The organism is Fructobacillus evanidus (assembly GCF_963580165.1).
Taxonomy (GTDB): domain Bacteria; phylum Bacillota; class Bacilli; order Lactobacillales; family Lactobacillaceae; genus Fructobacillus; species Fructobacillus evanidus.
Map to the genome: position 1 here is coordinate 75,814 of NZ_CAUZLM010000003.1, position 25,764 is coordinate 101,577.

Genomic DNA, 25,764 nt, shown 5'->3' on the forward strand with positions numbered 1-25,764 from the left:
GTGTTGCTTCGTTTTTTTATACCAAATTGGACTAAAAATGGATAATCGCATTGCTGATGATGAGCACTTTCATCCGGCTGATAAAATTTTTTCGCCTTTTCAGCAGATTTTAAATAAATTATTTTAATTCACTTGAACTTAAACACGTAAAAATTTTTGTTATTTAAAAAAATACACAAAAAAGGCGTTAAAGTCTTATTTAGAGCGATTATGAAACATTTCAGAGTAATCTTTAGTTGATTTTTTAATCGACTTTTTAAACAAAACGTTGGTTAAACGCCTTGAGATTGGGAGCCTTGCTTTCATTTTCTAGACAAACGGCGTACAATAAAATCATGTATAGAATGTTTCAAATGTTGAAATGAGGTGTGGCTTATGTTGAATTACCACGAAAATATTATTACAAAAACAACATTATAAAATGTATAAGGCGGGGAAGAACTGGCTCTTTGCAGCGATTACTGCCTTTACTTTGGGTGCCGGGGCCTTCGCGGCGGCACCGAGTTTAAATGTGAATACAGCAAGGGTAGAAGCGGATTTGCAATCTTACCCGCAAGCGGGGTGGAAGACTGTCAACGATGCTCCTAATAATGGCTATGTCTATTATCAAATTCCGTTCGATTCTTCCTATGTTTCGCCAACACAATCCCAGGTTGAACACTTTGACAGTGACTTGGATGGCACAATTGGAAAGTGGACTGATTTACCTTGGATTTCGCGGGCGGCAACTGCAGCGAGAGTGAATGAGTCAGTTGATGTCCAACTCCGTAATGTCTATGTACGACGGATTAATGGTCAAATTACCTATACCATTGTTCCGAATGTGACGTTGCTGTATGTTCGGCCACTGGCTCCGTCTAGCGGGCGCAATAACTCAATTCAACCACTTTTTAATGGGGTTAACCCGGTTAACGTGAAGTACACACCTGATGCAGGGGTGTATGGCCAGGTGATTGTTCTTCCGGTTCCTAGTAATACCCAAGATATGGGCAGTAAAAATTCACTGAGTGTTGCTTTTGAGCCAAGTTCTGGAAGAGATTTTCCCAAATATACCTTTAATAACTTTTTTGTCTTGAGAACATTACAACAGGTTAACGACCAGCGGGCCGCTGATATCAAGGGCGCCATCACAAGTTTAGGTGGTTTTGGTCCAATTACTGCTGAACAAAAGCGAGTCAATGCTTTAATTGATAATGATCCAACTTTAACCCTGGCGAATAGGGCCATCCAACAGGAACAGATTACTACAGCTGTATCGAAGGCTGAAGAAAACATTAGCAGGGCCCAATCAACGGCAGATTATAACAGGGCAAGGGATGCTGGAATTAAAGCAATTAATGCTGTTTATCAACCAGGAGTTAGCTTACCTGATCAACGGCAAGCCGCTAAAAGTACAATTCAGGCTAAGGCCAGTTTAACGATTAACCAAATCGGGACCGATCCAACATTACTACAAAGTGAGAAATATCAAGAAACTTCAGCAGTATCAGCTGCGGTTAATGCGCTATCGGCCAAGATTGATGCTGCTTCTGATGCTGATAGCATTAATAAATTAGCTGCTGATCCAAGTATTGAATCACAAATTGTCAAGGGCTGGACTCCTGGTGCGCCAATCCCCAAGCAACAAACAGCTGCAGTTGGTCAAATTAATACCAATGCCCAAACGGCCATTGACCAAATTAACCAGGATTCTACCCTCGATAGTGGGCAAAAACAAAATCAAATTACTCAGGTAAATGCTGCCAAGCAGGCGGCACTAGATGCTGTGACGGCAGCAGTAACGGGTAATACCTTTCAAACGGCTGATTTGATTGCGGCCCAGGTGAAGGTCTCAACCGGCTGGAATTCCTTGCACACGGTGGGAAAATCCATCCCAGACCAACAAAGCGCTGCCAACACTGAAGTTAACGGTTTGGTTAGTGATGTCAAACAAAAAATTGACCAGGACTCAAGCTTGAGTAACGCTGAGAAGACCCAGGAAAAGCGCAATGTCGATATTGCCGCTGGAATTATCTTGGGTAATATTACCAAGGCCCAGACGGCTGATGCCATTATTTTGGCCAAAAACGATGAAGTGGATCGGGCAGCGGTTGCCAATGCTTATCAGCCGGCTAAGATTACCTTGCCGGATCAAAAGAACAATGCTAAAAAGCAGATTAGCCAGTGGGTCACCCAGGTGACGGCAACGATTAATGCCGATACAACACTTGTGCAAGACGATCAAAATCGTCAAATCAGTACCTTGAATGCTATGGCTCAGCAAATGAACCAAGATGTCGATAACCAGGTGGATGCTCAGCATTTGCTTGATTTAATGGCGACAGAGCAGGCAAAGTTGCAGGCAGTACACGTCTCCGGTACTGCTCTTTCGGACCGCATTGCTGATGCGCAAGAGCAAATTAAGAGCGAAGGGCAAAAGATATCCGGACAGATTCAAAATGATGTGACCATTTTGGAGGCTTCACGGGCTCAACAGCTGAAAAACGTGGCTCAATATGTCGTCAATGTGACGAATAGTATTGGTCAACAGCCAAATGCTGAAGGCGTCAAGCAGGCGCTGGCCCAAGCAATTCGCAATATTGACTTGGTTTACACGCCCGGTACGTCGCTAGCCAGTCAACAAAGGCAGGCTTCTGACCAGTTAGCTCAAAAAGCCGCGAATACGAAGACGGCTATTGCAACAGATGTCGCTTTGACGCAGGCACAACAAACATACCAGAAGGGCTTGATTGATCAAATTGTCACGGCCGCTCAGACGAATATCACCCAACAACAAACTGCCCAAACGATTTGGGATACGGAAGCCCAGGCCGAGCAGAATGTTGTGGCTCAGTACGAAGCTAGTACTACGATTCAAGCTGCTCAGCAGGCCGCAATGTCAGCCTTAGATCGGGCTAACCAGCAAACAACTAGTAAAATTCAAACAGAACCAACGCTTTCCCAGGACGAAAAGAATCAAGAACTAGGGGATTTGGCGACGGCTTATTCGAGTGCACAAAAATCTATCCAAGGTGTTTTGACGGCGGCTAATGCAACGGCTGCCGGTCAAACAGGTTCCAACGACCTACAGGCGGTCTTCCACACCGGGATGGCTGTTTCTGACCGACAAAATGTGGCCAAAGCTGATTTGAACCAAAAGCTATCTGATACGAATACGGCCATTAACCAGGATGTGACGCTAACTAATGCTGACAAACAGCAGCAACAAAAGGCCGCTCAGGATGCCTATAACCAGGCATTGATTGCTTTGACTGCTGCGAAGACGGCTCAGGATATCCTTGACCAGACTGCGATAGGGAATAGCAATATTGCTGGAGTCCATGTTAATGGTCAAAGTTTGGGCAACCAGCGTCAGGCAGTCCAGTCCCTACTTGATGGCGAAAATAACCAAGTAACCGGAGCGATTAGCGCAGACGGAACCTTGACTACTGCCGACAAATCAGCGCAGGCTAACAAACTGGCAGTCGCTTACCAGCAAGCCAGTCAAGCATTATCTGATGCTCAGGATGCGCAGGCAATCTTTGTTGCGAAGACGACCGGGTTAGTGAACATTGACCGTACTCACACCGTTGGGACTGGCATTGATCAGCAGAGGAAGGCCGCTCAAGCCACCCTTGATCTTGAAAATAGTCGGGTTCAGGGCTTGATTAATAGCGATCAGACCTTGTTAAACAGTGAAAAACAAGCTGAATGGTCCCAGTTGCAAGCCGCCTACACTCAGGCACAAGCTGACTTAAATCAGGCTCAGGATGCCCAGGGAATACTCGATGCCAAAACAACCGGTATTAACTCATTAGCACCAAACTATACAGCCGGTCAACCTCTGGCTGACCAGCAGCAGGCCGCTAGCGATGCTTTGACTGCCGCTGAAAATACTGTGACGACTGCCATCAGCAATGATGGTACTCTTTTGAATACCCAAAAATCAGACCAGCAGCAGGACGCATTAACAGCCCAAGAAAACGGGCAAACAGCGATTAAGCAGGCAACGACTGCCCAAGGAATTGCTGACGCTAAGGTCAATGCACTCACGTTAATCAATAATGCGCACCAGCCAAAGACAGACGTTGCTAGCCAACGCCAAAGCGCCTTGGATGCTTTGCAAGCAGAGAATGGTCAAATTCTCAGTGACATTCAAGGCGATGTCACGCTTTTAGATAGCGAAAAGACGGATCAAGAGGAAAAACTGGCCAAGGCTTATCAGGCCGGCCAGGATGCGCTGGCAGCTGATCAAACCCCAGACGCACAAAGTATTTTAGATGCGATGAATGCGGCCATTAAAAAAATTGATGGCAGCCATGTTCCGGGGACTGATTTTGCTAACCAATTACAGGCGGCAATTACAAGCTTACACAATAAGCATACTTATACTATTCAGGCTATTCATAACGACAAGACCTTGACAACGGCTGATCAGACTCTTCAGGTTGGCAACGCTGATACAGCCTTCCAGACTGCCCAAAGTGCGGTTAATGCTGATGCGGATGCTCAGACATTAGCCAATGACTTGGCAGCCGGTTTGACCAATATTGCGGCCACCCACCAGGTTGGGACGGCTGTGAGCGACCAGCAACAAGCGGCCATTAGTGTTTTGCAAGGCCTTGCCAAGCAGGAAGTGACAGCGATTAATATGGATGTCACCCTGTTGACCAGCCAGCAACAAAGCCAGGTTAGCCAAGTCAATCAAGCCCTGGCAAATGCTGAGACCACCATTCAGGCTGACGATAATGCCCAGGCCATCCAAAATGATCAAGCGACGACTACCAGCCAAATCAACGCTGTTCATACGCCCGGTCAAGCTCTTGATCAGCAGCAAACCAGTGCTTTGACCAAATTACAGACCACTAATGACCAAGTGTTAGCGGCAATTACAGGGGATGTCACGTTGACCGATGCGGATTCGGCTCAGCAAAAATCAGCCTTGGCAACTGCCTACGCGAGCGCGCAAAACCAGATTAACCAAGCAGCGAACGCACAAGCGGTCGCTGACCAGTTGGCTCAGCAGACAATTAATTTACAAGCCAGCCACCAGCCGGCTGACACGATTGCTAACCAGATTGCTACTGCACAAAACAATTTGAAGGCCGTTCAAGATGGCTTACAAAATGACATTCAAGACGATGTCACGCTGGTGGATGTTGAAAAAGCTAGTCAGTGGGCCCAGGTCCAAAGCGATTACAAGAAGGCCCAGGCTTCTTTGGCCAAGTTGACAACTGCTCAGGCAATTTTAGACCAGTTCAACCAGGCTAAAAGCCAATTAAGTGCCAATCATGTGTCCGGTGCGGCCCTTGACCAACAACAAAATAATGCCATCGCTGCTTTGACCAGTCAGGTCAAGCAGACAAAGGCTGATATTGCAGCTGACCCAACCTTAACAACAGCCACGCAAATAGCTCAAGGTCAGGCTGTTGATCAGTTAAACGAGACTTATGCGACACAGATCACTCAAGCACAAACTGCCCAGGCTGTGGCAAATCAAAAGGCAACCGGGTTGGCGGCTATTCAAGCCGACCACCAAGTTGGTGATTCCGTTTCGACTCAGGCGCAGGCCGCCACAGCTGCCTTAACGAAGTTGGCCAGTCAAATTGCCAATGCGATTAGCTTGGATGCGACACTGACGGATAGCCAGGAGGGCAGCCAACGTGCCCAGGTGCAAGCTGACCTACAAGAAGCGCAAGGAAAATTGCAGGGCGCTCAGACAGCTCAGGCGGTTGCTGATTTGCAAAACCAGTACCAAGAACGACTTAACGCAGATCATCAAAGTGCAAGTAATCTCTCCGATCAGTTGCTGCAAGCTCAGACTGCCTTAAGTGACTATGCTAGTGGTCTTCAGAGACAAATATCAAGTGATCCAACGCTACTGGCCTCTGAACAAACAGCTCAGACGGACACAGTGACCACTGCTCTTGCCCAAAAGAAGACAGATTTGGCGAATGCAGCCACATCAGCCCAGTCTCTCCAGGATGCCTTAACCCAGGCCGAAAAGAATCTTGATCGCCTGCATCAGCCGGGACTCGATTTACCGACGCAAATCGCCAACGCCAGTCAAAATTTGACGGGGGTGGCTAAGTCAACTAACCAAGCGATTACTAACGACGTGACGTTGACCGAATCTGCTCGCCAAGCACAGCGAGATGCTGTGACCCAGTTGGTTGCTCAGGCGCAGGCTGATTTTAATAACGAAACGACGGCCCAACAGTTGGCTGACCGTTTAGCTCAGGCCAACAACGACGTGGCGAACGCCCATCAAGTTGCCCAACCACTGGCCGATCAAAAGAAGACTGCTTTGGGACAGTTGCAGTCCACTTATCAGGCGACCCAAAATACCATTAAGAGTGACGTGACCTTGACGAACGCCGTTAAGGCTAGCCAATTGGCGAGCTTGGACACGAATAACGGTCTGGGTCAGACGGCGATTAATAACGCCGCTTCTGCCCAATTGGTTTCAGATACGCTTTTCTCATGGTCACAAAAGCTGAATAACTCGCATGTTGTCGGCAAGGACCTGGATAGCCAGCGTGTCGATGCCAAGACGGCTATTAAGACGCAGTACACGGCGACCTTGACGGCCTTATCAAACGATAAAACGTTACTGACGGCTGATAACCAGACGCAGACGACCAATGTCAACAACGCCTATGATCAGGCGGTTGCTTCTTTGGCAGTGGACCAAACAGTCGATGCGCAGAGCATCCAAGATGCTGTGACTGCCGGTAAATCAGCCATTCAGTCGGCTTATGTACCAGGAACATCGTTGGCTGACCAGCAAAAGGCCGCAACGGATGTTGTTGATCGAGCCGCTGAGGCCGTTATTAGCGAAATCAGTAATGATGAAACGTTAACAGTTTCGGCAGTCGGCACGCAGGGCCAAGCCGTGACCGGTGCCGGGGATAGCACCAACCAGGTCATTAGTGGGGATGTAACGCTCAGTAAGGCTGAAAAAGCGGCGCAAAAGGCGGCTGTGGCACAAATTATTCAGGCGGCCATTACTAAAATTAGTGCTGATACCAAAGCAGCTCAAATTGAGGCCGATAAAAACCAGGCCATTCAAGATATTAACGCTGCTTACCAGCGTGGTCAGGCAATTAGCAGCCAGCAAGCTGCTGCAATTGCCGTTTTGCAGGCTGAAGTCACCAAGGTCAAGGTTCAGATTGAAAATGATGGTACTTTGCCCGAGGCAGAACGCACGACTCAAAAGAGTGCCGTTGATGATGATTACAACTTAGCTGAGGCAGCCATCAACAAGGCCCAGACTGCTGATGATATCAACACTGCCCAAGTTAACGGTGTAAATAGTATTGACGCCGATTACAAGACAGGGGATGCCATTACGTTGCAGAAGCAGGCCGCTGTTGAGAGCCTGCGCGATGAAGCCCAAAAGATTCAAACGGCAGTGCAAAATGATCCAACCTTGGATACGGCAACCATCAATAGCCAGGTTGCTACCTTGCAAGCCGCTCGAGATGCCGCGATTGCCAAAATTAACGCTAGTGACACGCAAACGGCCGATCAAATTGATATGGCCAAAAACGATGGTGTAACGGCTATTGATCAGAGCCACGTGGTCGGGACTGATTTGCCAACCCAAGTGCAAAATGCCTTGAATCAATTAGAAGCATTGAATACCGCAGTCACGTACTCGATTAATACCGACAATACTTTGACCAACGCCACGAAGCAGACACAAAACCAGAATTTGACCGCTGCTTACCAAAGCGGCCAGACCAATGTGAAAAAGGCCGTGAATGCTCAGCAAATTGAAGATGCCATCACGAATGCCCAGTTGGCGATGGAACAAGCTTACGTGGTCGGAACTGCCGTTGAAAATCAGCGGGCCAATGCGTTAAACAGGTTGCAAAACCTGTCACAAGGTTTTAAGGCTTTGATTAATATTGACCCAACTCTGACGAATGCCGATAAGCAGAGTCAGGCGCAAGCCCTAGCTCAAGCGGTTACGGCGGCGCAGACAGCTTTGTCTGCCCAAAATGCACCTGATGCCGAGTCCATTGCTCAGGCGTTATCACAGGCAAATCAGAATTTGGCAGTAACCCATGTTAGCTTGACGTCCGTTGCCGACCGGGTCACGGCTGCTAAGGCACAATTGGATCAGGAGCTGCAAAATATTAACGGTGTGATTAATGGGGATGCTACGCTTTTAGCGACACAAAAATCAGCCCAAAAATCAGCTGCGCAGGATGCCCATGATCAAGCCGTGGCTAGTTTTGCCTCATCCTTCTTATTGGATGCACAAACTGTTCAAGACCGGTTGAATGTTGGATTAAAGGCGGTTGATGCCGCTCATACCAGTGGCACTGATTTGACCACACAGCAAAACCGGGCCATTGATGAATTGACCCAAACTGCTAAGAATACCAAACAAGACATCACGAGTGATAATACGTTGCTCGAAGCAGAACGGACGCGCCAACGTGCCTTGATTGACCAGAGCCTGGCCGATGCAACGAAGGCCTTGCAGGCAGCCAAGGATGCCGACAGTGTTCAAAGTTTGCAGGGCCAGTATGACCCACAAATTGCTGCGGACCATCAGGTTGGCACGCCATTGGCCGACCAGCAGACAAGTGCTAAAGCCGATCTAAGCCAATATGCTGGTTCTGATAGTAATCAGACTGGGGTATGGTTGGCCATTGACCGTGATTTGACCTTGACGAATGCTCAAAAAGCGGACCAAAAGGCTGATTTAGCTGCGGCTATGGCTAGTTATGAAGACAAGGTCGTTGTGACGCCGGATGCACAGACACTGGCTGATTTGGTTGCAAAAGCTCACAATGCCCTCGATGCTACTCATGTCGTAATGAGTTCACTAGCTGACCAGCGGGTAACTGCCAACAAGCAGTTGGCTGTGCAGCTTGCTCAAACCAAGGGGCAAATTGCTGCTGAAACGACCTTGACCACGGCTGAAATAGCAGCACAAGGCCAGGCAGCCGAGGCGGCTTCAACTACGGCCCAGACGAATTTGACTAACGCAGTAGATGCCCAGGCAATTTTGGATGCGACAACGGCTGGGGTGCAAAATATTAGTCAGCAATTCCAGCCGGGCCAGGCCCTCTCAGGCCAGGTGACTGATGCCAAAGAGGCCATTCAGGATGCAGTCATTGCTGCTAAAGCAGCGATTAGCACCGATAAAACGTTGAATACAGCCGATAAGGATAGCCAAGATCAGGCAATCGAAGCCACTTTGACGGGAATTGATGATGACTTTGCCAATACTTCGAATGCACAAGCTATCCTTGACTTGAAGAATAAGACCATTGCGGCGGTCAATGGGGTTCATCAAGCAGGCGCAGCCATTACCACTCAGCAACAAAAGGCCAATAATGGCTTGACTATTACGGCTAATCAGGTGCAACAGGCTATCTCCAAAGATCCTAACCTGACGAATGCACAACGGGTGAGCCAGCAACAGGCAGTTCAAACCGCCTTGGCAAGTGCCCAGGCAACCATCACTTCTTTGACGGATGCTCAGGCAATTTTGGATGCTCAGGCTCAGCAGAATGTGGTCATTCAAGACCAGCACGTCCTACAACCAAGCGTGCAAGCCCAGCAGGCAACGGCGCGGCAAAATTTCCAGGGTGAGTACGACCAAGTCCGCCAAGACATTGTTGATGATCAAACCTTGACTACCATAGATCGGAACAGTCAGTTAGCGGCTGTTGACCAAGCGTTGACGACCGCCAACAACCTGTTAACGAATACGGTTGATGCGCAAGATGTTTTCGACGCACAAACGCAGGGGATGAAGGATATCGATGCTAGTCACGTTTCTGGCCTGTCTTTGGATGTTCAAGTCCAAAATGCTGAAAAGACCTTGACTGATTTACAAGATTCATTGGCGACAGCTGTGACAAATGATGCCAACCTTCTTGACCGTAGTAAATCAGCCCGAAAGCTACTCCTATCAACATCGTTATCTAAGTACACTGACAAATTAAACGATGTTTTGGCCGATTCGGCAACGACTGGACAAACGATTTTAGACTTGTTAACGGCTGGTCAACAGGAATTGCAAAAAGACCGTCAATCAGATGACGGTCAAGGTGCTAGTGCTGATCAACCATTGGCAACACAAATCACAGCGGCCTTGCAACTGGTGAGCCAACAGTCGCAGAGCGTTCAAAATGCGATTAATCAAGATGACTCCTTGAGCCAGGCACAGATTGATCAGCAAACGGCTGCTAACCAACAAGTGCTACAACAGGCGCAGTCGGATTTGAATGGGAAAGCTAATGCGCAAGCACTAGCTGACCGCCTACAAGCCGCTTTGAGCGATTTGAATCAAATTCACGTACCAAATTCAGTTTCACTGGCGGACCAGAAGAGCACGGCGGTGGCTAATTTGGATAAGCTGTATGGTCAAGTTAAAGATGCCATTACCACAGATAAAACCTTAACGAGTAGCCAAAAAGCAAAGCAGCTTGCTGATTTGGATAATGCCAGGGCACAAGGTAACGATAAGTTAAATCAAAGTGCTCGGGCAACTGAGTTAAACACGCAGATTGAACCAATCAACCAGGCGCTTAGTGCAACCCATGTGGGGGGTACGGCAGTTGATAGCCAGCGACAGAGTCAAGAAAACTGGTTGGATAACCAAGCGTCAGCCCTCATGACCGCCTTGTCTCAGGTCCAAGAAAAAGCAAGTCAGGCACTGACTAGTGCTACGACGGCTGACCAGATTAATGCTGTCATTGATCAACTTAACCAGGACTTGGCCGGCGTTCAATTGAACCTGCAACAGGATATTTCTCAAAATGCGGTTAACCAAAATGCCCAGCAAGTGGCAACGGCTATTAACCAGGATGCAACCCTTGATGATGGTCAAAAGCAGGCTCAACAGGCCAATGTCAGTGCCCAGCAACAAGCCGCTCTGCAACAAATTGCTTCAGTAACCACTGTAGCTGATGTTCAAGCTGTTGAAACAACCTTTGATCAAACGGTCACTGCAAATCACGTACCGGGTCAAAGTATCGATGATCGGCGGTCACAGTTGACTGAAACGATTACGACTGCCTTTAATCGGGCCACGTCTGCCATTAATGGTGATGCCTCATTGACAACGGTCGCTAAAACCGACCAACTGAATCAATTAACCCAGGCTAAGGAGGGGGCTTTGACTCAATTAACCAAGGCAGCAACAGCAGCTGATGGTGTCAATGGTGTGAACCAAAGCGTGGCAAAAATCGTCGCTATTCATCAACCGGCAGAAAAGTCGCTAAATCAACAACGCCAGGACCTTCTGGACTCGATTACACAGTTAGCCAACCAGGTAGTAGAAACTATTGGTCAAGAAAAGTCCCTGACAGATAGTGAGACAGCCAGTTTGAAGGATCAAGTGACCGCCTTGCAAGATGCCGCTGTTCAGAGTGCTACTCAAGCTCAGAATGCTGATGATTTGCAGGTGGGCCAACAGGCACTTCAAGATGGTCTTGATCAAGTCAAGTTTATGACCCAACAAGACGTCGACCTGCATGCCTTGAATCAGGCTCAGTTAGCTGCCAACGAGGTGATTGCCAATAACCAAACTTTGTCGGACGTTGAGAAGGCGAGCCAAAATATTCAGGTCATGCTGCTCTTTACTCAGTACCAACAGGCCTTACTGGCGGCTCAAAATCTGGCTAGTTTAGCTAGTGCTTTGACTAACGGATCATCTGCCATTGCAGCCACACCACAAGATGGCGCTACAATCCAGCAGCGAATCGCGAACTATAGCGACCGGTTGAACATTGAGAAAAACAGGGTTCAAAGACGCATAGATGCCGATAATACTTTGACGACGGCTGCTAAGAATCAGCAAAAGGCTCAGGTTGAGCAGGTGCTTGCAGATGGAACAGCGACGATTCAGGCTGCTTCGAGCGTTCAGGATGGTGTGGACAAGACAAACCAAGCATTGCAAAAGATTGATGCCGTCTATCAGACGGGTTCATCACTCTGGGATCAGCAGGTCGCTGTTCGCAATACCGCAGCTAATGACTTAAACACGGTCAACAGCGCTATTAGTGGTGACGATACGTTAAGTACGGATGAAATCAGCAATCTCGATGGCTTGATGGACCAGTACAAAGCAAACTTTGTGACAGCTGTTCAGGCTGCTCAGTCGGCCGATGAAATGAATCAAGCATTGGTTGATTTCCATGCTAATTTGACAAAAATTAGTAACCAGCATATGAAGTACAACTTAGTTCATCAATTGCAACAAAGCGCAACGGATACAACGACTGCCATTGAAAATGACCCAACGTTATCCGCCAGTGCCGAACAAGAGCAGTTAGCAGCGGTGCAAACGAATCTGAACCAGGCAACGGCTGCCATTTCGGCCGTTGAGGTGGCTGATGATCAGGCACAAACTAAACTGGCGAGTGCTTTGTCAACAGGAACACAACAAATTGAGGCTAGTCACCAACCAGGCCAAGCCGTTGCAAGCCATGTAGATGACTGGCAGAAGGCTTTGACAACAGCTGCTAGTCAAGTGGCAGATGAAATTAATGCTGATCCAACGTTGACCACCGCAGACCGCAGTCGTCAGGTTGCAAGTGCTCAGTAGGCTTTGGCAAATGCTATGGCAGCCTTACAGGCCGTGACAACGGTCCAGTCCGGTGAAACGACCGTTTCAAATGGGCAAAAGGCACTTGGTGCCGTCCACGTCGCTGGCTCGGCAGTCACGGACCGACAGCAATCTGCTAGCACGACGGCTCAGAATGTAGTTCGTGCCGAGCAGCAAAAGATTAACCAGAATACCAGTCAATTACAGCCAAGTGATCAGTCTGATTTGACAGACCAGGTTACCGCTGCGCAGAACGCAGCAGACGCCGCGATTAAATCAGCGCAGTCGGCTGATGAAGTTAACCAGGCAGTGGCTGATTTGAATCAAAAATTAGCGGCCATTGATTTGGATTTGGCTCATCGAGTTGGCCAATTCCAGTTAGCGGCGGCTAATGAGCAGATTCAAGCGGCCATTGACGGGGATGTGACCCTCTTGCCGGATGTTAAGGCGGCCCAACAGGCTAACCGAATAGCAGCTTTGCGCAAGACGACTGCTGATTTAGCAGCGACAACAACGGTTGCTAGTGCGCAACAAAGCGCAAGTGATGGTGTTACGGTCATTCAGGCGGCTCACCAGGTTGGCCAAAGTCTGGCTGATCAAAAGCAGTCGTTGGTGACGAATTTGCAACAGGCCGACCAGGTGGTTAAGAGTCGAATCGATGCTGATCAAACCCTGCCACAGGCGGAAAAGGACCGACAAAAGGCTGCAATTGACCGTGCTGAAGCACAAACAATTAATCAAATTAACACTGCCACCACTGCCACAGCTGCTAAGCAGGTCGCCGATACCGGCACAACGACTAATGAAAAGATTTATGTTCCTGGCCAAACAATCACGGGGAACGGTGGTCAGGCTGCCCAATTTAAGGGCCAAGTTACCAATCAAAGTGCGGTCGTGCAACAGGCTATTAATACCGCGGCAACTAGAGGCCAGATTACAGCTAATCAAGAAGCCAGCTTGACCCGGCAGTTGCAACGGGTTGTGAGTGCTGCTCAAGCAGCTGGAACGGCAGCAACTAATGCTGATCAGATTTTGGCTGCCAACCAGCAATTGACGGCTGATTTGACTAGTGTCCAATATAATTTGGCTATCGCTAGTGCCAACTATCAGCTATTAGTGGCCTACAGTAGTGCTGACCAAGCGATTAATGATGATCCAACATTAAGTAACCAGGAAAAGGCTGATCAAGCTGAGATTGTGAATGCTCGTTGGAATACTGGCCAGCAAAACTTGGCAACAGCGAAGACAACTGAGCAAGTATCCCAAATTGCTACGGAGATGGTTACTGCTATCAGCCAGATCCACCATGGTGGTCAATCGGTTGAGGAACGAATGCAGAGTTATACTGCTAAAATTCAAGCGGCAACAGCCCAAGTTGTCGTCCAAACCAACCAGGATAAGAGTCTTTCGTCAACCGGTCAAGCAATTATTGTGGAAGCGGTTCAGAACAACCGCGATTGGTACTTGAATGAATTGCAGAGTGCCAAGAGCGTTGTTGAGGCCGAGATGATGGTCCAAGACGATTTGAATGCAATGACTTTTGGCCAGAATGCTACTAGTCAGCTTGGTCAGGGGAAGGCGGACTGGTTTGCTCGCATTTATAACGAATTGAAGACCACAGACCAGTCGATTAATGGCTATTCAGCCTTGTCTTCTGATGAAAAATCAGCCTTGCTGCAAACGATGCAGTCGCTGGTGGCAGCGACAAATACTCAGATTCGAAAGGGCCAGACGCTGGATCAAACAGTGCAATTGTTGCAAGATTTGATGCTGGATTTGACTAAGTTGAACTTGCATGCAAGTCAACGTGATGCCACTAACCAGTTACAATCAGCCTTGGTAACCACTAAGACGGCTATTACGGCTGACCGGTCATTAGCTCACCAAGCGGTCCAAGACCAAATTCAAGCTGCTCAAGCCGCATATGATCAAGCCAGTGCACAAGTGCAGCAAGCTGGTGATGTGCGGGCGGTAGCGAGTGCTTTGGCGGCAGGCCAACAGGCTGTTGAAGAAAGCCACGAATCCCAAGCTGATTTTGCAGAACAGTTACCAAAGCTTGACCAGCAAGTAGATGACACAGTCAAGGCGACAACGAATGCGATTAATCAGGATCGGACGTTGACTGCTACTGAGAAGCAGCAGCAAATTAACAAGGTTAACCAGAAGGCGGAAAACCTGAAAAAGGCCATGGCCAATGCGGTGGATTTGCGAGAAGCTGATGAAGCCCTAAGCCAAGGCTTGCCGAGCCTGAATGGCAGTCACCAACCTGGTTTGGCTGTCAACGGTTCAACCGGTCAAGCAGCTCAATTGAAGGCTCAGGTAGTAACTGCAAGCCAGCAAGAGCAAAATCAGATTGACCAGGCGGTAGCAAATGGTCTGATCACAACCGAGCAGAAAGATGCTTTGACAACTGCTCTTCAGGCAGCTAACACCCAGACACAGGCAGCAGCTAATCAGGCTGAGAATGCCGATCAAATTCAAGCAACAAATGCGGCTTGGCAGTCCGCTCTGGCTCAGAGTCAGACGGCGTTGGCCAAAGACATCGCCTTCCACCAGTTGGGAGTCGCTCAGTCTCAGGCTGATGCGGCGATCATTGCTGACGGCACTTTGAGCCAGCAAGAAAAGCTAGCCCAACAAATGAGTTTGCAACAAGTTGTTGATACTTGGACTAAGTCAATCAATGACGGTCAAAATGCTGACCAGGTGACTGGCGCCAGCACAACGGCTGTTCAAATTATCAATGGCATTCACCATAGTGGCCAACCCGTGGCCGACCGGTTAGCCGGCTTTAACCAGCAGGTTGTGGCTGCTTCGATGGCATTAGTTGCTAAAACGATGCAGCAGGCAAACCTTTCGGTTGCTGGTCAACAGATTATTGTCCGGGCAATCAACGGTATGCAGGTCTGGTTCATCAATGAATTGAAGTCTGCTCCAACAGTTGTGGCGGCCGAAACGATGGTTCAAGACGATGTAACGGCTTTGGCTCTGGGCCAACCAGCTCAGACGCCCGTTGCTGAAGCAAAGGCCGACTGGGTAAACCGGTTGTACCAAGGATTGCAGGCAGTGGACCAGACTATTCATGGTTACCAAAATTTGACTGATGATGATGTAACTGATTTGATGAACCGGTTGGGCGAACTAACCGATGAAACCAATGACCAGGTCCAAGAAGGTGCATCGGCCACGGTTGTCACTGCAGCCCTGCAAAAATTCTTGGATGCTTTGCCAACCTTGACTTTTGCGGCTAGCCAGCAGGATGCCGTTCGTCAACTTGAACAGACGGGAACGGCTACTCAGCAGGCGATTAGTACCGACCGGACATTGTCTGACCAACAGGTACAAAATCAGCAACAAGCAGCTCAGACTGCTCTTGACCAGGCCATTCAAGCAGTTAAGGCAGCCCAAGGTCCTACTGCAATGACGCAGGCCTTGGCAGATGGTCGTGCTGCTGTTGAAAACGCCCACCAAGAGCAAGGCGATTTGACTCAGCAGTTACCAAAGCTTGATCAGCAAGTTGATGATGATACTCAGCTTGTCGTTGACGTAATTAACCAGGATCAAACATTATCAGCTGACGAGAAGCAACAGCAGATTAAGGCCGTTCAGCAACAGGCAGCCGATTTGAAGAATGAATTGAAAAATGCTGTCGATCCACGCGCAGCCTACCAAGACCTTGACAGAGGCCTCCAAAAACTGTCGACGATTCACCAAAACGGCCAGGCACTGAAAGACCAAGAGCAATTGACCCAGAAAACAGTTGATCAAGAAGCGGTAGCGGCTAAGCAAAAGTTGCCGGACGGTCAGCAGGCTGCCTTTGACTCGGCCATTGATGCAGCGCGTCAAGATGCTGAAAAGAGCCTTGCTCAAGCAAAGAGTGCAGATGACATCCAGCAAGTCTTAACGAAGTTCAAGCAGACGGTTGATAGTTTGCAAGAACAAGCGGTGACGAATGCTCAAGCTCAAGCTGAGCAAGAAACGGCCAAGAGCCAAGCGGTCACAGCAATTACCCACGCTGTTGAAAGCGCCAAACAGGCATTGCCAGCCGGTCAAGAATTACAGTTTGAACCAGCTATTGATCAAGCCAAGCAAAAGGCACTGGACGAAGTTGGCAGAGCGAATGATCAAAAGGCCATTGCTGCTGCTGTCGCTGATTGCAACAAGGAATTGACTAGTGTTCAACAACAGGCAAAGGAGCAAGATGCAGCTGAACAGAAAGCTAAGAAGGAAGCGGACCAGGCGATTAACAACGCGGAAAAGCAATTGCCAGCAGATGAACAACCTCAATTGATTGATAAAGTTCAGCCTGCTGAGCAAGAGTTCTTGACTGAAGTACAGCGAGCGCGAACAGTGGGGGATGTTCAGGATGCTTATCAGCAGTTCTTGGATACGCTTCAGCAAATTAGCCAGCAAGTCCAACAAGAGAGTGCACAACAGCAGAAAGCGGAGAAAGATTCTGTTGAACGCCCTGCAAGTCCAGCAACGTTAATGAACAATTTGTTCCCTGCAAAAATTGTTCTACCGGATACTTGGGAAGTCGAGCGTTCAGACCAGCCATTAACATTTTTGGCTGTAACGATGGCGAGTCTCTCAATTGGTTTGGCTGGTTTTGGACTAAGATTACGTCAACTAAAGGTAAATGGAGGTAAAAATAGAACGGATAAATAGCATTAGTTTAGCAATAAGCATATAATGGTAATTTACGATTTAGACGGTCATTCCCAAAATTATATGGGGATGACCGTTTTTAATTGATTTTTGTTATTAGAATAATGGACTATTTGGAGGTAGTTTGTTGCTTTTTTATCGACTAGTTAATCGGCAGAATTTTTTTGGTCAAAAATAACGGCGGCAGAATGATTTTTTAGCGCTGAAAATGGCGATTTGGCATAACCGGTCTTATTTTGTCCTCGTTGGCGAGAAAATTTGTGTCGAAAATTGATTCTCTTTATAATAACGGCAGAAATAGGAAAAAAGGCAAGTGGAATCAACACCTCCATCAGAGGTAGAGAGGAAGGTTGTCCTATGTATTATCAGAAGAAGCGGTTGGCATTGGCGTTACTAGCCTTATTGTTAGTGCCCTTTGTAATCGAGAGTGGTCTTCCAGTTGTAGCAGCGGAAAATCAGTCCGAAAAACAAGCCGTGAAAAAAGCCAATAAGGACCCAGTCGGTGTACAGGCGAATCCTCAGGGTCAAAAGAACCCTGAAGAACAAATGAAAGCCGATCATCAGCGGATTCGCCAACAAGCTGACCAAAATTTTAAAAAACGGGTTAAAGATCAGCTCAAAGCGAAGGGGTTACCGGTCCCTAAATCAGAGCAAGCATTGGCCGAAAGTCCGGTGACTTTGATGGTTGAGTTTGATCGGCCACCGGCGGTCTTGAAAGAAGAAACCAAGGTGGAGAGTGCTGACACCGCGGCCACGCAACAAAAGCAAAAACAAGATGATTCGCCGGCTGGTCAGCACTCTCGCGTTCGACGAGATACAAAGAAGAAAAATATCGAGGAAATTCGCGCCGCTAGCCGACAGGTAGTGGCCGAACAACGTCCTGCCCGCCAAGCAGTCGAGAAAATCGCCAAGAAAAAGGCCCAACATGAATTTGGTTACTTAACGAATACGATGTCGATTGTGGCGAAGGTCAAGGATGTGCAAGCTGTTCAGGCCGTTGCCGGGGTAAAACGTGTGACGGCTGCCAATATTTATCAGCCTCAAGACCTGGCCGCTGATCAAATTGTTCAAGCTTCAACCGTTTGGCATCAGCATCGTCTGAAGGGGGATAAAACGGTCATCGCGATTGTTGATACGGGTATCGACACTAATCACGAAATCATGCGACTTGGGAAAAATGCCAAGAAGAAAATTAGTCAAAAAGAGGCAAAAGAGGCTATCGACCACCTTGGTCACGGCCGCTATTCATCGGCCAAGATTCCATATTCCTATAACTATGCCGACGGGACGGCCAATACGATCTTTGATTTAAATAAAAATTCGATGCATGGGATGCATGTTGCCGGCTTGGCCGCTGGTTATTCGGCCTTGCCTAATTTCGCTGGCTTTAATCAAAAGGCTTATGCCATCGGAACTGCGCCCAATGCGCAGCTTTTAAACATGAAGGTCTTCTCGAATAACGGTGGTGGAGCTAGTAGTGACGACATCATTGCGGCGATTGAGGATGCTGTTTTGCTTAAGGCTGATGTGATTAATCTTTCCTTAGGTTCTACAAGTGGCAATGTTGACTCGGATAGCCCGGAACAGCGGGCTGTGAGTTTGGCGGCACAGAAGGGGACGATTCCGGTTGTTGCTGCAGGAAATTCCGGTCTGTCCACTTCTAATAAAGGGCTCAACATTGTCAACACGCGCAAAACGAATGATACCGGGACAATCGACTCGCCGGGTGTATCACCTTCTGCATTAACCGTCGCTTCATCGGATAACTTAGCTTATGATATTCCGGCCGATGGTCCGGCAAAACTGAGTCATCTGTCTTCCTTTTCGTCTTATGGTCCGACACCTGATTTACAGCTAAAGCCTGATATCACAGCCCCCGGCGGTCGTTTGTTATCGAGCTTGAACGGTAATCGCTACGATTATAAGTCGGGCACGTCGATGGCGACACCGGTAATGGCCGGTTCTGCCGCTTTATTTGCCCAGTCATTGGCAGGACGGGTACCGGCTGAAAAAATCAGTCAGCACATGAAGACGGCTTTGATGAACACTGCTCGGCCGTTAATAGATGAAAAAACGCTATCAATTGTTTCACCTCGTGTCCAGGGCGCGGGCATCGCGCAGGTTGAAGATGCGATTGACAGCAAGACGTCTTTGACGACTTCTCAAGGCATTGCCTCTTTGTCGCTAGGTGCCTTTTCCGAATCGAAACAATCCTTGCAGGTTTTCTTAGAAAATCAGACTGATCAAGATCAGACGTTCCGTTATCAAGCAGATCACCGAGTCTGGACCGATGGCTCGGTTCCAGGAAAACCAGCAACGGATAAGCGCATTTTGGGCGCTGATTTATCAATATTGGGATTAGATACAGCAGGTCAAGCGCCAAATGGCGAGAAGGCAGTGATTAAGGTACCGGCCCATCAGCGGGTGGCCGTTCGCTTTGGTTTGACACTGCCCGACCGGGCTAAAAATGGCTTTGTCGAAGGCTATCTGCAATTTAAGGCGGTCGATTCTGCCGGCCACTTACTGAAAAAGGGTGGCAAGCAGTTAGCCATGCCATACCTTGGCTACTATGGTGATTGGAAAAATCAACAAATTTTTGACCGACCAGCATGGAATCCTGATTCCTACTTTGGCCAATCGATCCTTGTTAATCACGACCAAGTGCCTTTGGGACTGAACAAAGCGGGAACGATTATTCCAGAAAATATTGCCATTTCATCGAGCCAGGGGGCTACTAATAAGCAAGCCCAGCCACTGGTTAACCTTTGGCGCAATGCCCACCACGTCGTGGCCGAGATTTATCAGCACAATCCGGTTGAGGCCCAGTGGGTAAACCAACAGCCGTTACGCACGGTTAGCATTGATGAAGACGTTTTAAAATCCTATTATCAACGGGGAAAAGACCAGTTTACGACTTATGGTGCTGGTGGCAAAAGTTGGCGCGGTGACGTCTGGAATGCTAAAACTGGTCAAAATGAGGCGGTTGCGGACGGCCAATATTATTATCAACTATCAGCTGAGGCGGCTAGTGGCCGATTAAATGATGCAACTGGTGATCAATCCGCTCGCCAGCGTCTAATCTTGCCCATCAAAGTCGACGGCCACGGGCCGGTGATTGCCAATCCTCAGTTCCAGATAAAAAATCAGTCAGATCAGCAGTTAGCCAAATCAAAAAAAGAAATTGCTTTAGCAGCTGATTTATCGGATGGATTGAGCGGTATCGATGCTTTTGGTCGCATTGGCTTGGTGATTAATGGTGTGTTGACGATTGTTGATCAGCCATTGCAAGAAGATCACCAGGTTCACCAACGCTTATCGTTGTCATTAAATTCCGACCAAATCCGGTCGTTCCATCCGGGCCAAAGTAACCAGGTGCAGATTTTGGCTTTTGATAATGCTGGAAACCTGACCAGTCAATCCTTTACAATATCTGGGCCGGGTGCGACTGATTTAGCAAACAACTCCTCGTCGGAATCGAATTCTCCAGCAAAGGGAACAAAACCGGGTCAGTCGGAATTTGACAAGGGTGGTCCGAGTCCGATTGGTCAGACATTAACCGGGACAGGTAAGAAAGAGCCGGCTGACGAGGGGGTACTGGATGGCGCTGACCAGCCAATTGTCAGTTTTGATCATGGCGTTAACTTTGAGTTGAACATGGTGACGGCCCAAACACAGTACTACGACCAGCAGACGCAAAAACTTACGATTAGCGGGCACTTGCGCCGACCTGTTGAGCAACTATTGATTGGTGAAAAACAGGGAAAGCGTCAAGTGGTCGCAGTTGATCCAAAGACGTTGGCCTTTAAAACGGTTGTGGAAGCTAAAGCAAATGCGAAAACAGCGGTTCCAATTCAGATTAATGCTGGCGGCCGGACTGTGTTTGATGGTGGTCTGCAGTTTTATGTGGACACCAGTTTGCCGGAGTTAAATTTTTTTAACGAGAGCACGTTGGCGCGACTAGATGATGGTACTTACCAGGTTAAAACCAATCTGGAGACCTACCAACTGAGCGGGCAGGCTGGCGATAACTATGATGGCTACGAACTAACGATAAATGGCGATATGGTTGCTACTAAGCCATTTAGTCTGATTTTTAACCAAAAAACTACAGGTGGCTTGACGAAATTTTCAGTGCCTCTTCACCTAACCAAAGGGGATAATCGGTCGATTTTAGCTATTCGTGATGGTGTTGGCAATCAGACTAAAAAGAAATTAAATGTCCGCTATTATCAAACTAATTTGCCAGCACCAACTGTTACAAAAGATAGTAGTGGCGTTAGCCAGCGTTTCCCACTGTTACTCACAGCAAAGGCAAATCTACCAACCGATAATCCAAGCGATAATGAATTGACGATTGTGTATTCCTTGAATCAGGGTCGCCAGTGGCAAAAATACCAGGGTGATTTGTCAGTTCGAGAAAATAAAACGATTCAGTTTAAAACAGTCGATGCGTATGGGAATCAGTCGCAGGTGGTGGCAGTGACTGTTAATGAATTTTTGCCAGCCCAAAGTAAACAGGTAGCTGTTGTCAGCCATCAACCACAAAGGCCAACTCATAATGTTTCGTGGCCGACGCCAATCCTTCGCCGACAATCGCAAGGTCAACGAGGCCATCATGATGGCCTCCATTCACACCATTTTTCTCCTGCTAGTATGAACCATCATGGTCATGGTTGGGGTGTCCTTGGGCCGAGGGTCAGCCGAATTCATTTCAGCCAAAATCGAGGTTTTCGCAATTGGAATATGCAGGGATTACTGCAACTAATGCATGGTAGGCACCAAAATTTTTATCAATTTAACGGAAACATGCGTACCATGGGGAATCAGTGTTGATAACGATAATAATAGAAGGAGGTGATAGAAAAAGTAACTTTAGCAATATTTTTAGATAATGTACACTTATAAGTCAACTTAACAAAAACGCTTAATTAATCTCGGAAGAAGGCAAATCTATCTGGTTTGCCTTTTTTTCGTGTATAATCAAGCTAATTTTACTAATTTAGAAAGAGAAGGGCTTTGCCGTGGTCGAGAAGAAAACAGGGCGGGGAATTTTGTATGCTGTAACCGGTAGTGTTTTTTGGGGAGCATCCGGCACGGTGGCGCAAGCTCTCTTTGCTAACAGTCAAATTTCACCACTGTGGTTAGTAGGTGTTCGTTTATTGCTGGCTGGCCTGTTATTACTAGCATGGTATGGCTTGGCAAGTAAGCAATCTTTGTTTGCCATTTGGAAAAATCAGCGATCAGCAACTCTTCTCTTGCTCTTTGCTTTCTTAGGCATGCTACCATCGCAATTGTCCTATTTTATGGCCATTCATTATGGCAATGCGCCAACGGCGACGGTCTTACAATTTTTGGGACCAATTTTTATTATTTTGTACCTCACGGTTCGTAGCCATGTCTTGCCCCGGCGCTTGGACTTAATTTCGGTCATCGTTGCCTTGGTTGGAACTTTTTTACTGGTAACAAGTGGCAACCTGACGAAACTTTCGCTGGCACCGTTAGCTTTATTTTGGGGATTGGCAGCTGGTTTAAGCCAGGCTTCCTATACGTTGTTACCAAAAGAACTTTTGGCTAACTTTGATGGCCGTTTGGTTGTCGGCTGGGCGATGACACTTGGTTCGATTCCATTCCTTCCAATTCTGTTCAGCCATCCGTTGAAGTCGATTTCGCTAGTCAGTGGTGGGCAGATTACTTTTATCGTTATTTTTGGAACCATGCTGGCCTATTTGTTCTATATTAATAGCCTCCAGGATCTTCAGCCGGCAACAACAGGGATGTTAAGTTCTTTTGAGCCCTTAACGGCGACATTCTTAGCAGTTGCTTTCTTGGGGACCAGCTTTACGGCCATTCAAGTTCTTGGCGGACTATTTGTTCTTTCAACGATTTTCCTCCAGTCAATCCCAACAAAGGTGTCATGACTGTGTTAAAATACCAATAAGAAAAAATGCTTGCTAGCGCACTGAAAGGGGTGGTCACCATGACAGAGATTCAGTTGCAAGATCATCCTGGGGTATCTTTGGTTTCCGCTCGGGTTGAGATGGCGGAAGAAATTTATACGGTTGTGGACCAAGACCGCGAGCATATTGGCCAGTTTTTACCTTTTGTTGATCAAACGGAAGTCGTCCAAGATACGCTGACCTATCTTGAGTCAAAATTAAAAATCAGTGAACCGGGTAAGGAGCTGATTTTTACCATTCAAAAAGCTGGTCAAATCATTGGGATGATTGAACTACATCACTATTCAGCAATGGACCGGCGGGCTGAGATGGGCTATTGGCTGACCAAAGCCTATACGAAGCAGGGGATTATGACGGCAGCAGCCAAAACGCTTTGCGACTATGCTTTTCGGACTGTTGGTCTGCACCAGGTTGTTGTTTTGGCCGATGTTGAAACCCCCGGGTCAAACGGTGTGATTCGCGCTGCTGGCTTTACTTATCTGACAACGCATCCGGATTACTCATATCGGGCGGGCACATATCACGATATGAATGTTTATTACCGTTTGGCTAATGAATAGCCATTATTCAAAGTAAAAGGAGAAAAGTACTATGACGATTCAACTTGTTGGCTTCTCATTCTGATAACAGAATGGGATTGAAGCCTTTTCAGCCCATTCAACGTGCACAGCATTCGAATGGAGAAACTGAACAATGAACCTTAAATTAATTCGTAATTTTGCAATTATTTCCCACATTGACCATGGTAAGTCGACATTGTCGGACCGGCTAATGGAAGAAACCAAGACGGTTTCTGATCGGGAAATGACGCCCCAGTTGCTAGACAGCATGGGGGTGGAGCAAGCACACGGCGTGACGGTCAAGTCACGGACGGTACAAAATACTTACCGGGCCAAGGATGGTCAAGACTATCAGTTGAATCTGATCGACACACCGGGGCACGTCGACTTTAACTATGAAGTTACGAAAAGTTTGTCGGCAACCGATGGCGTTATCCTCCTAGTTGATGCAACTCAGGGTGTGCAAGCACAAACGGTTGCTAATTGGCGGTTAGCCCATGAATTGGGTCTACCAATCTTGCCGGTTTTAAATAAAATCGATGCCGCCAGTGCTCAAATTGATGAGAGCGAAGAGCAAATCAGACAGTTGGACCCAAGTCTAGTTAATCGGAAGATTTACCATATTTCAGCTAAAACTGGTTTGGGTGTAGCGGACCTTTTGGAGGCGATTGTTCATGAATTGCCGGCACCAGTCGGTGAAGAAAGCAGTCCGCTTAAGGCCTTGGTTTTTGATTCTGAATATGATGCCTTTCAAGGGGTGATTGCCCAGGTCCGAGTGATTGATGGTACCTTGAAAAAGGGAGCCGCACTCCAATTGATGGCCAATGGTCAAAAATTGTTGGCCAAGGAAGTTGGTATTTATCGTCCAAACCGGGTGCCAGTCGATGAGTTGACTGCTGGTGAGGTTGGCTATGTCGTGACTGGGATTAAAGATCCCAAACAGGTAACTGTTGGGGACACGTTGACGAGTCAAAGTCAGCCGGCTAAAACTGCCTTGCCCGGTTATCAGCAGAGCCAGCCAGTGGTTTACGCTGGAATTTATCCAGTTGATGACTATAATGCCTTACAAGAGGCACTGCAAAAATTAGCTTTGAATGATACCTCCCTTGTATTAACGGATGACCAATCTGAGGCGATGGGCCCGGGCTTTCGTGCCGGTTTTCTGGGAATTTTTCACCTACAAATCATTAAAGAACGCCTCGAAACGGAGTTTGGGATTGAAGTGGTAGTCACGGCTCCAAACGTCTCTTACCGGGTTCAAGTGGCACAAAAGGGTCAAGATATTCAAACGGTGGAAGTTAACAATCCCACTAAGTTTCCTGATTTTGACCAAATTTTAGCCGTTGAGGAACCGGTGGTCAAGGCAACCATCATGACACCCAATGACTCGGTCAACCAGCTGATGAAATTAGCGGATGACTATCGTGGAATCTTTATGGATATGGGCAATCAGGGCGATTACGTCCGTTTGGTGTATCAAATGCCTTTGTCCGAAATCGCTTATGATTTCTTTAACCAGTTAAAATCGTTGTCGCACGGCTATGCTTCGTTTAGCACGGAAACAATTGGCTATCAGGAAGCTGATTTAGTTAAGGTTGACGTGCAGATTAACTACGCCAAGGTTGATGCGCTGGCCTTTGTGACCCATCGTTCACGAGTGGCTGGGCAAACGCAACAATTGGTCCACGAACTAAAAATGACGATTCCAAGGCGTCTTTATCCGATGCCAGTTCAGGCGTTGGTGGAGGGCCGAGTGGTTGCCCGAGTTGATGTGCCACCGCTGCGTAAAAATGCTGCAGTGAATGGTCAGGCACGGAGTGTCTCTAAGAAGCAGGCACTTCTTCGCCGTCAAAGTGCCAACAAGCGTCAGGCGGCTCAGTCCGATATTGAGCTACCGCAAGCCGTTTTTAATGCCTTACTTTCACTAAAATAATCAAAAATCAGCCTCAACGTAGTTCGCGTTGGGGCTTTTTAATGCTAAATTAAGACTGCTATTTAGAATTGACGAAAAGAAAAACATCTCGAT

6 protein-coding genes are annotated in these 25,764 nt (G+C 47.7%); all 6 read left to right on the top strand.

Going from position 1 to position 25,764, the window contains the following annotated elements; genetic code table 11:
- Positions 1-394 precede the first annotated feature (394 nt).
- The 6 genes from AABI08_RS02810 (at position 395) to lepA (ending at position 25,671) form a co-directional block, all read left to right on the top strand.
- Positions 395-12,556, top strand: coding sequence for a KxYKxGKxW signal peptide domain-containing protein (locus AABI08_RS02810; RefSeq protein WP_338344241.1), 12,162 nt, complete (start codon positions 395-397; stop codon positions 12,554-12,556).
- A 15-nt stretch (positions 12,557-12,571) separates the two neighbouring features.
- Positions 12,572-17,221 (top strand): DUF1542 domain-containing protein, encoded by a 4,650-nt coding sequence (locus AABI08_RS02815; RefSeq protein WP_338343843.1) that lies wholly within the window; start codon positions 12,572-12,574, stop codon positions 17,219-17,221.
- Positions 17,222-17,578: 357 nt separating this feature from the next.
- Positions 17,579-22,054, top strand: a complete 4,476-nt coding sequence (locus tag AABI08_RS02820) for a S8 family serine peptidase (protein ID WP_338343842.1) — start codon at positions 17,579-17,581, stop codon at positions 22,052-22,054.
- A gap of 188 nt (positions 22,055-22,242) precedes the next feature.
- Positions 22,243-23,139: an EamA family transporter gene (locus AABI08_RS02825; protein WP_338343841.1), complete on the top strand. Its 897-nt coding sequence runs from the start codon at positions 22,243-22,245 to the stop codon at positions 23,137-23,139.
- 59 nt (positions 23,140-23,198) lie between these two features.
- Positions 23,199-23,738 carry a GNAT family N-acetyltransferase gene (locus AABI08_RS02830; RefSeq protein WP_338343840.1) on the top strand — a complete coding sequence of 180 codons (540 nt, stop codon included), beginning with the start codon at positions 23,199-23,201 and terminating at the stop codon, positions 23,736-23,738.
- Positions 23,739-23,871: 133 nt separating this feature from the next.
- Entirely contained in the window at positions 23,872-25,671 is a 1,800-nt protein-coding gene (gene lepA, locus AABI08_RS02835; protein ID WP_338343839.1) for a translation elongation factor 4, read from the top strand.
- Positions 25,672-25,764 lie beyond the last annotated feature (93 nt).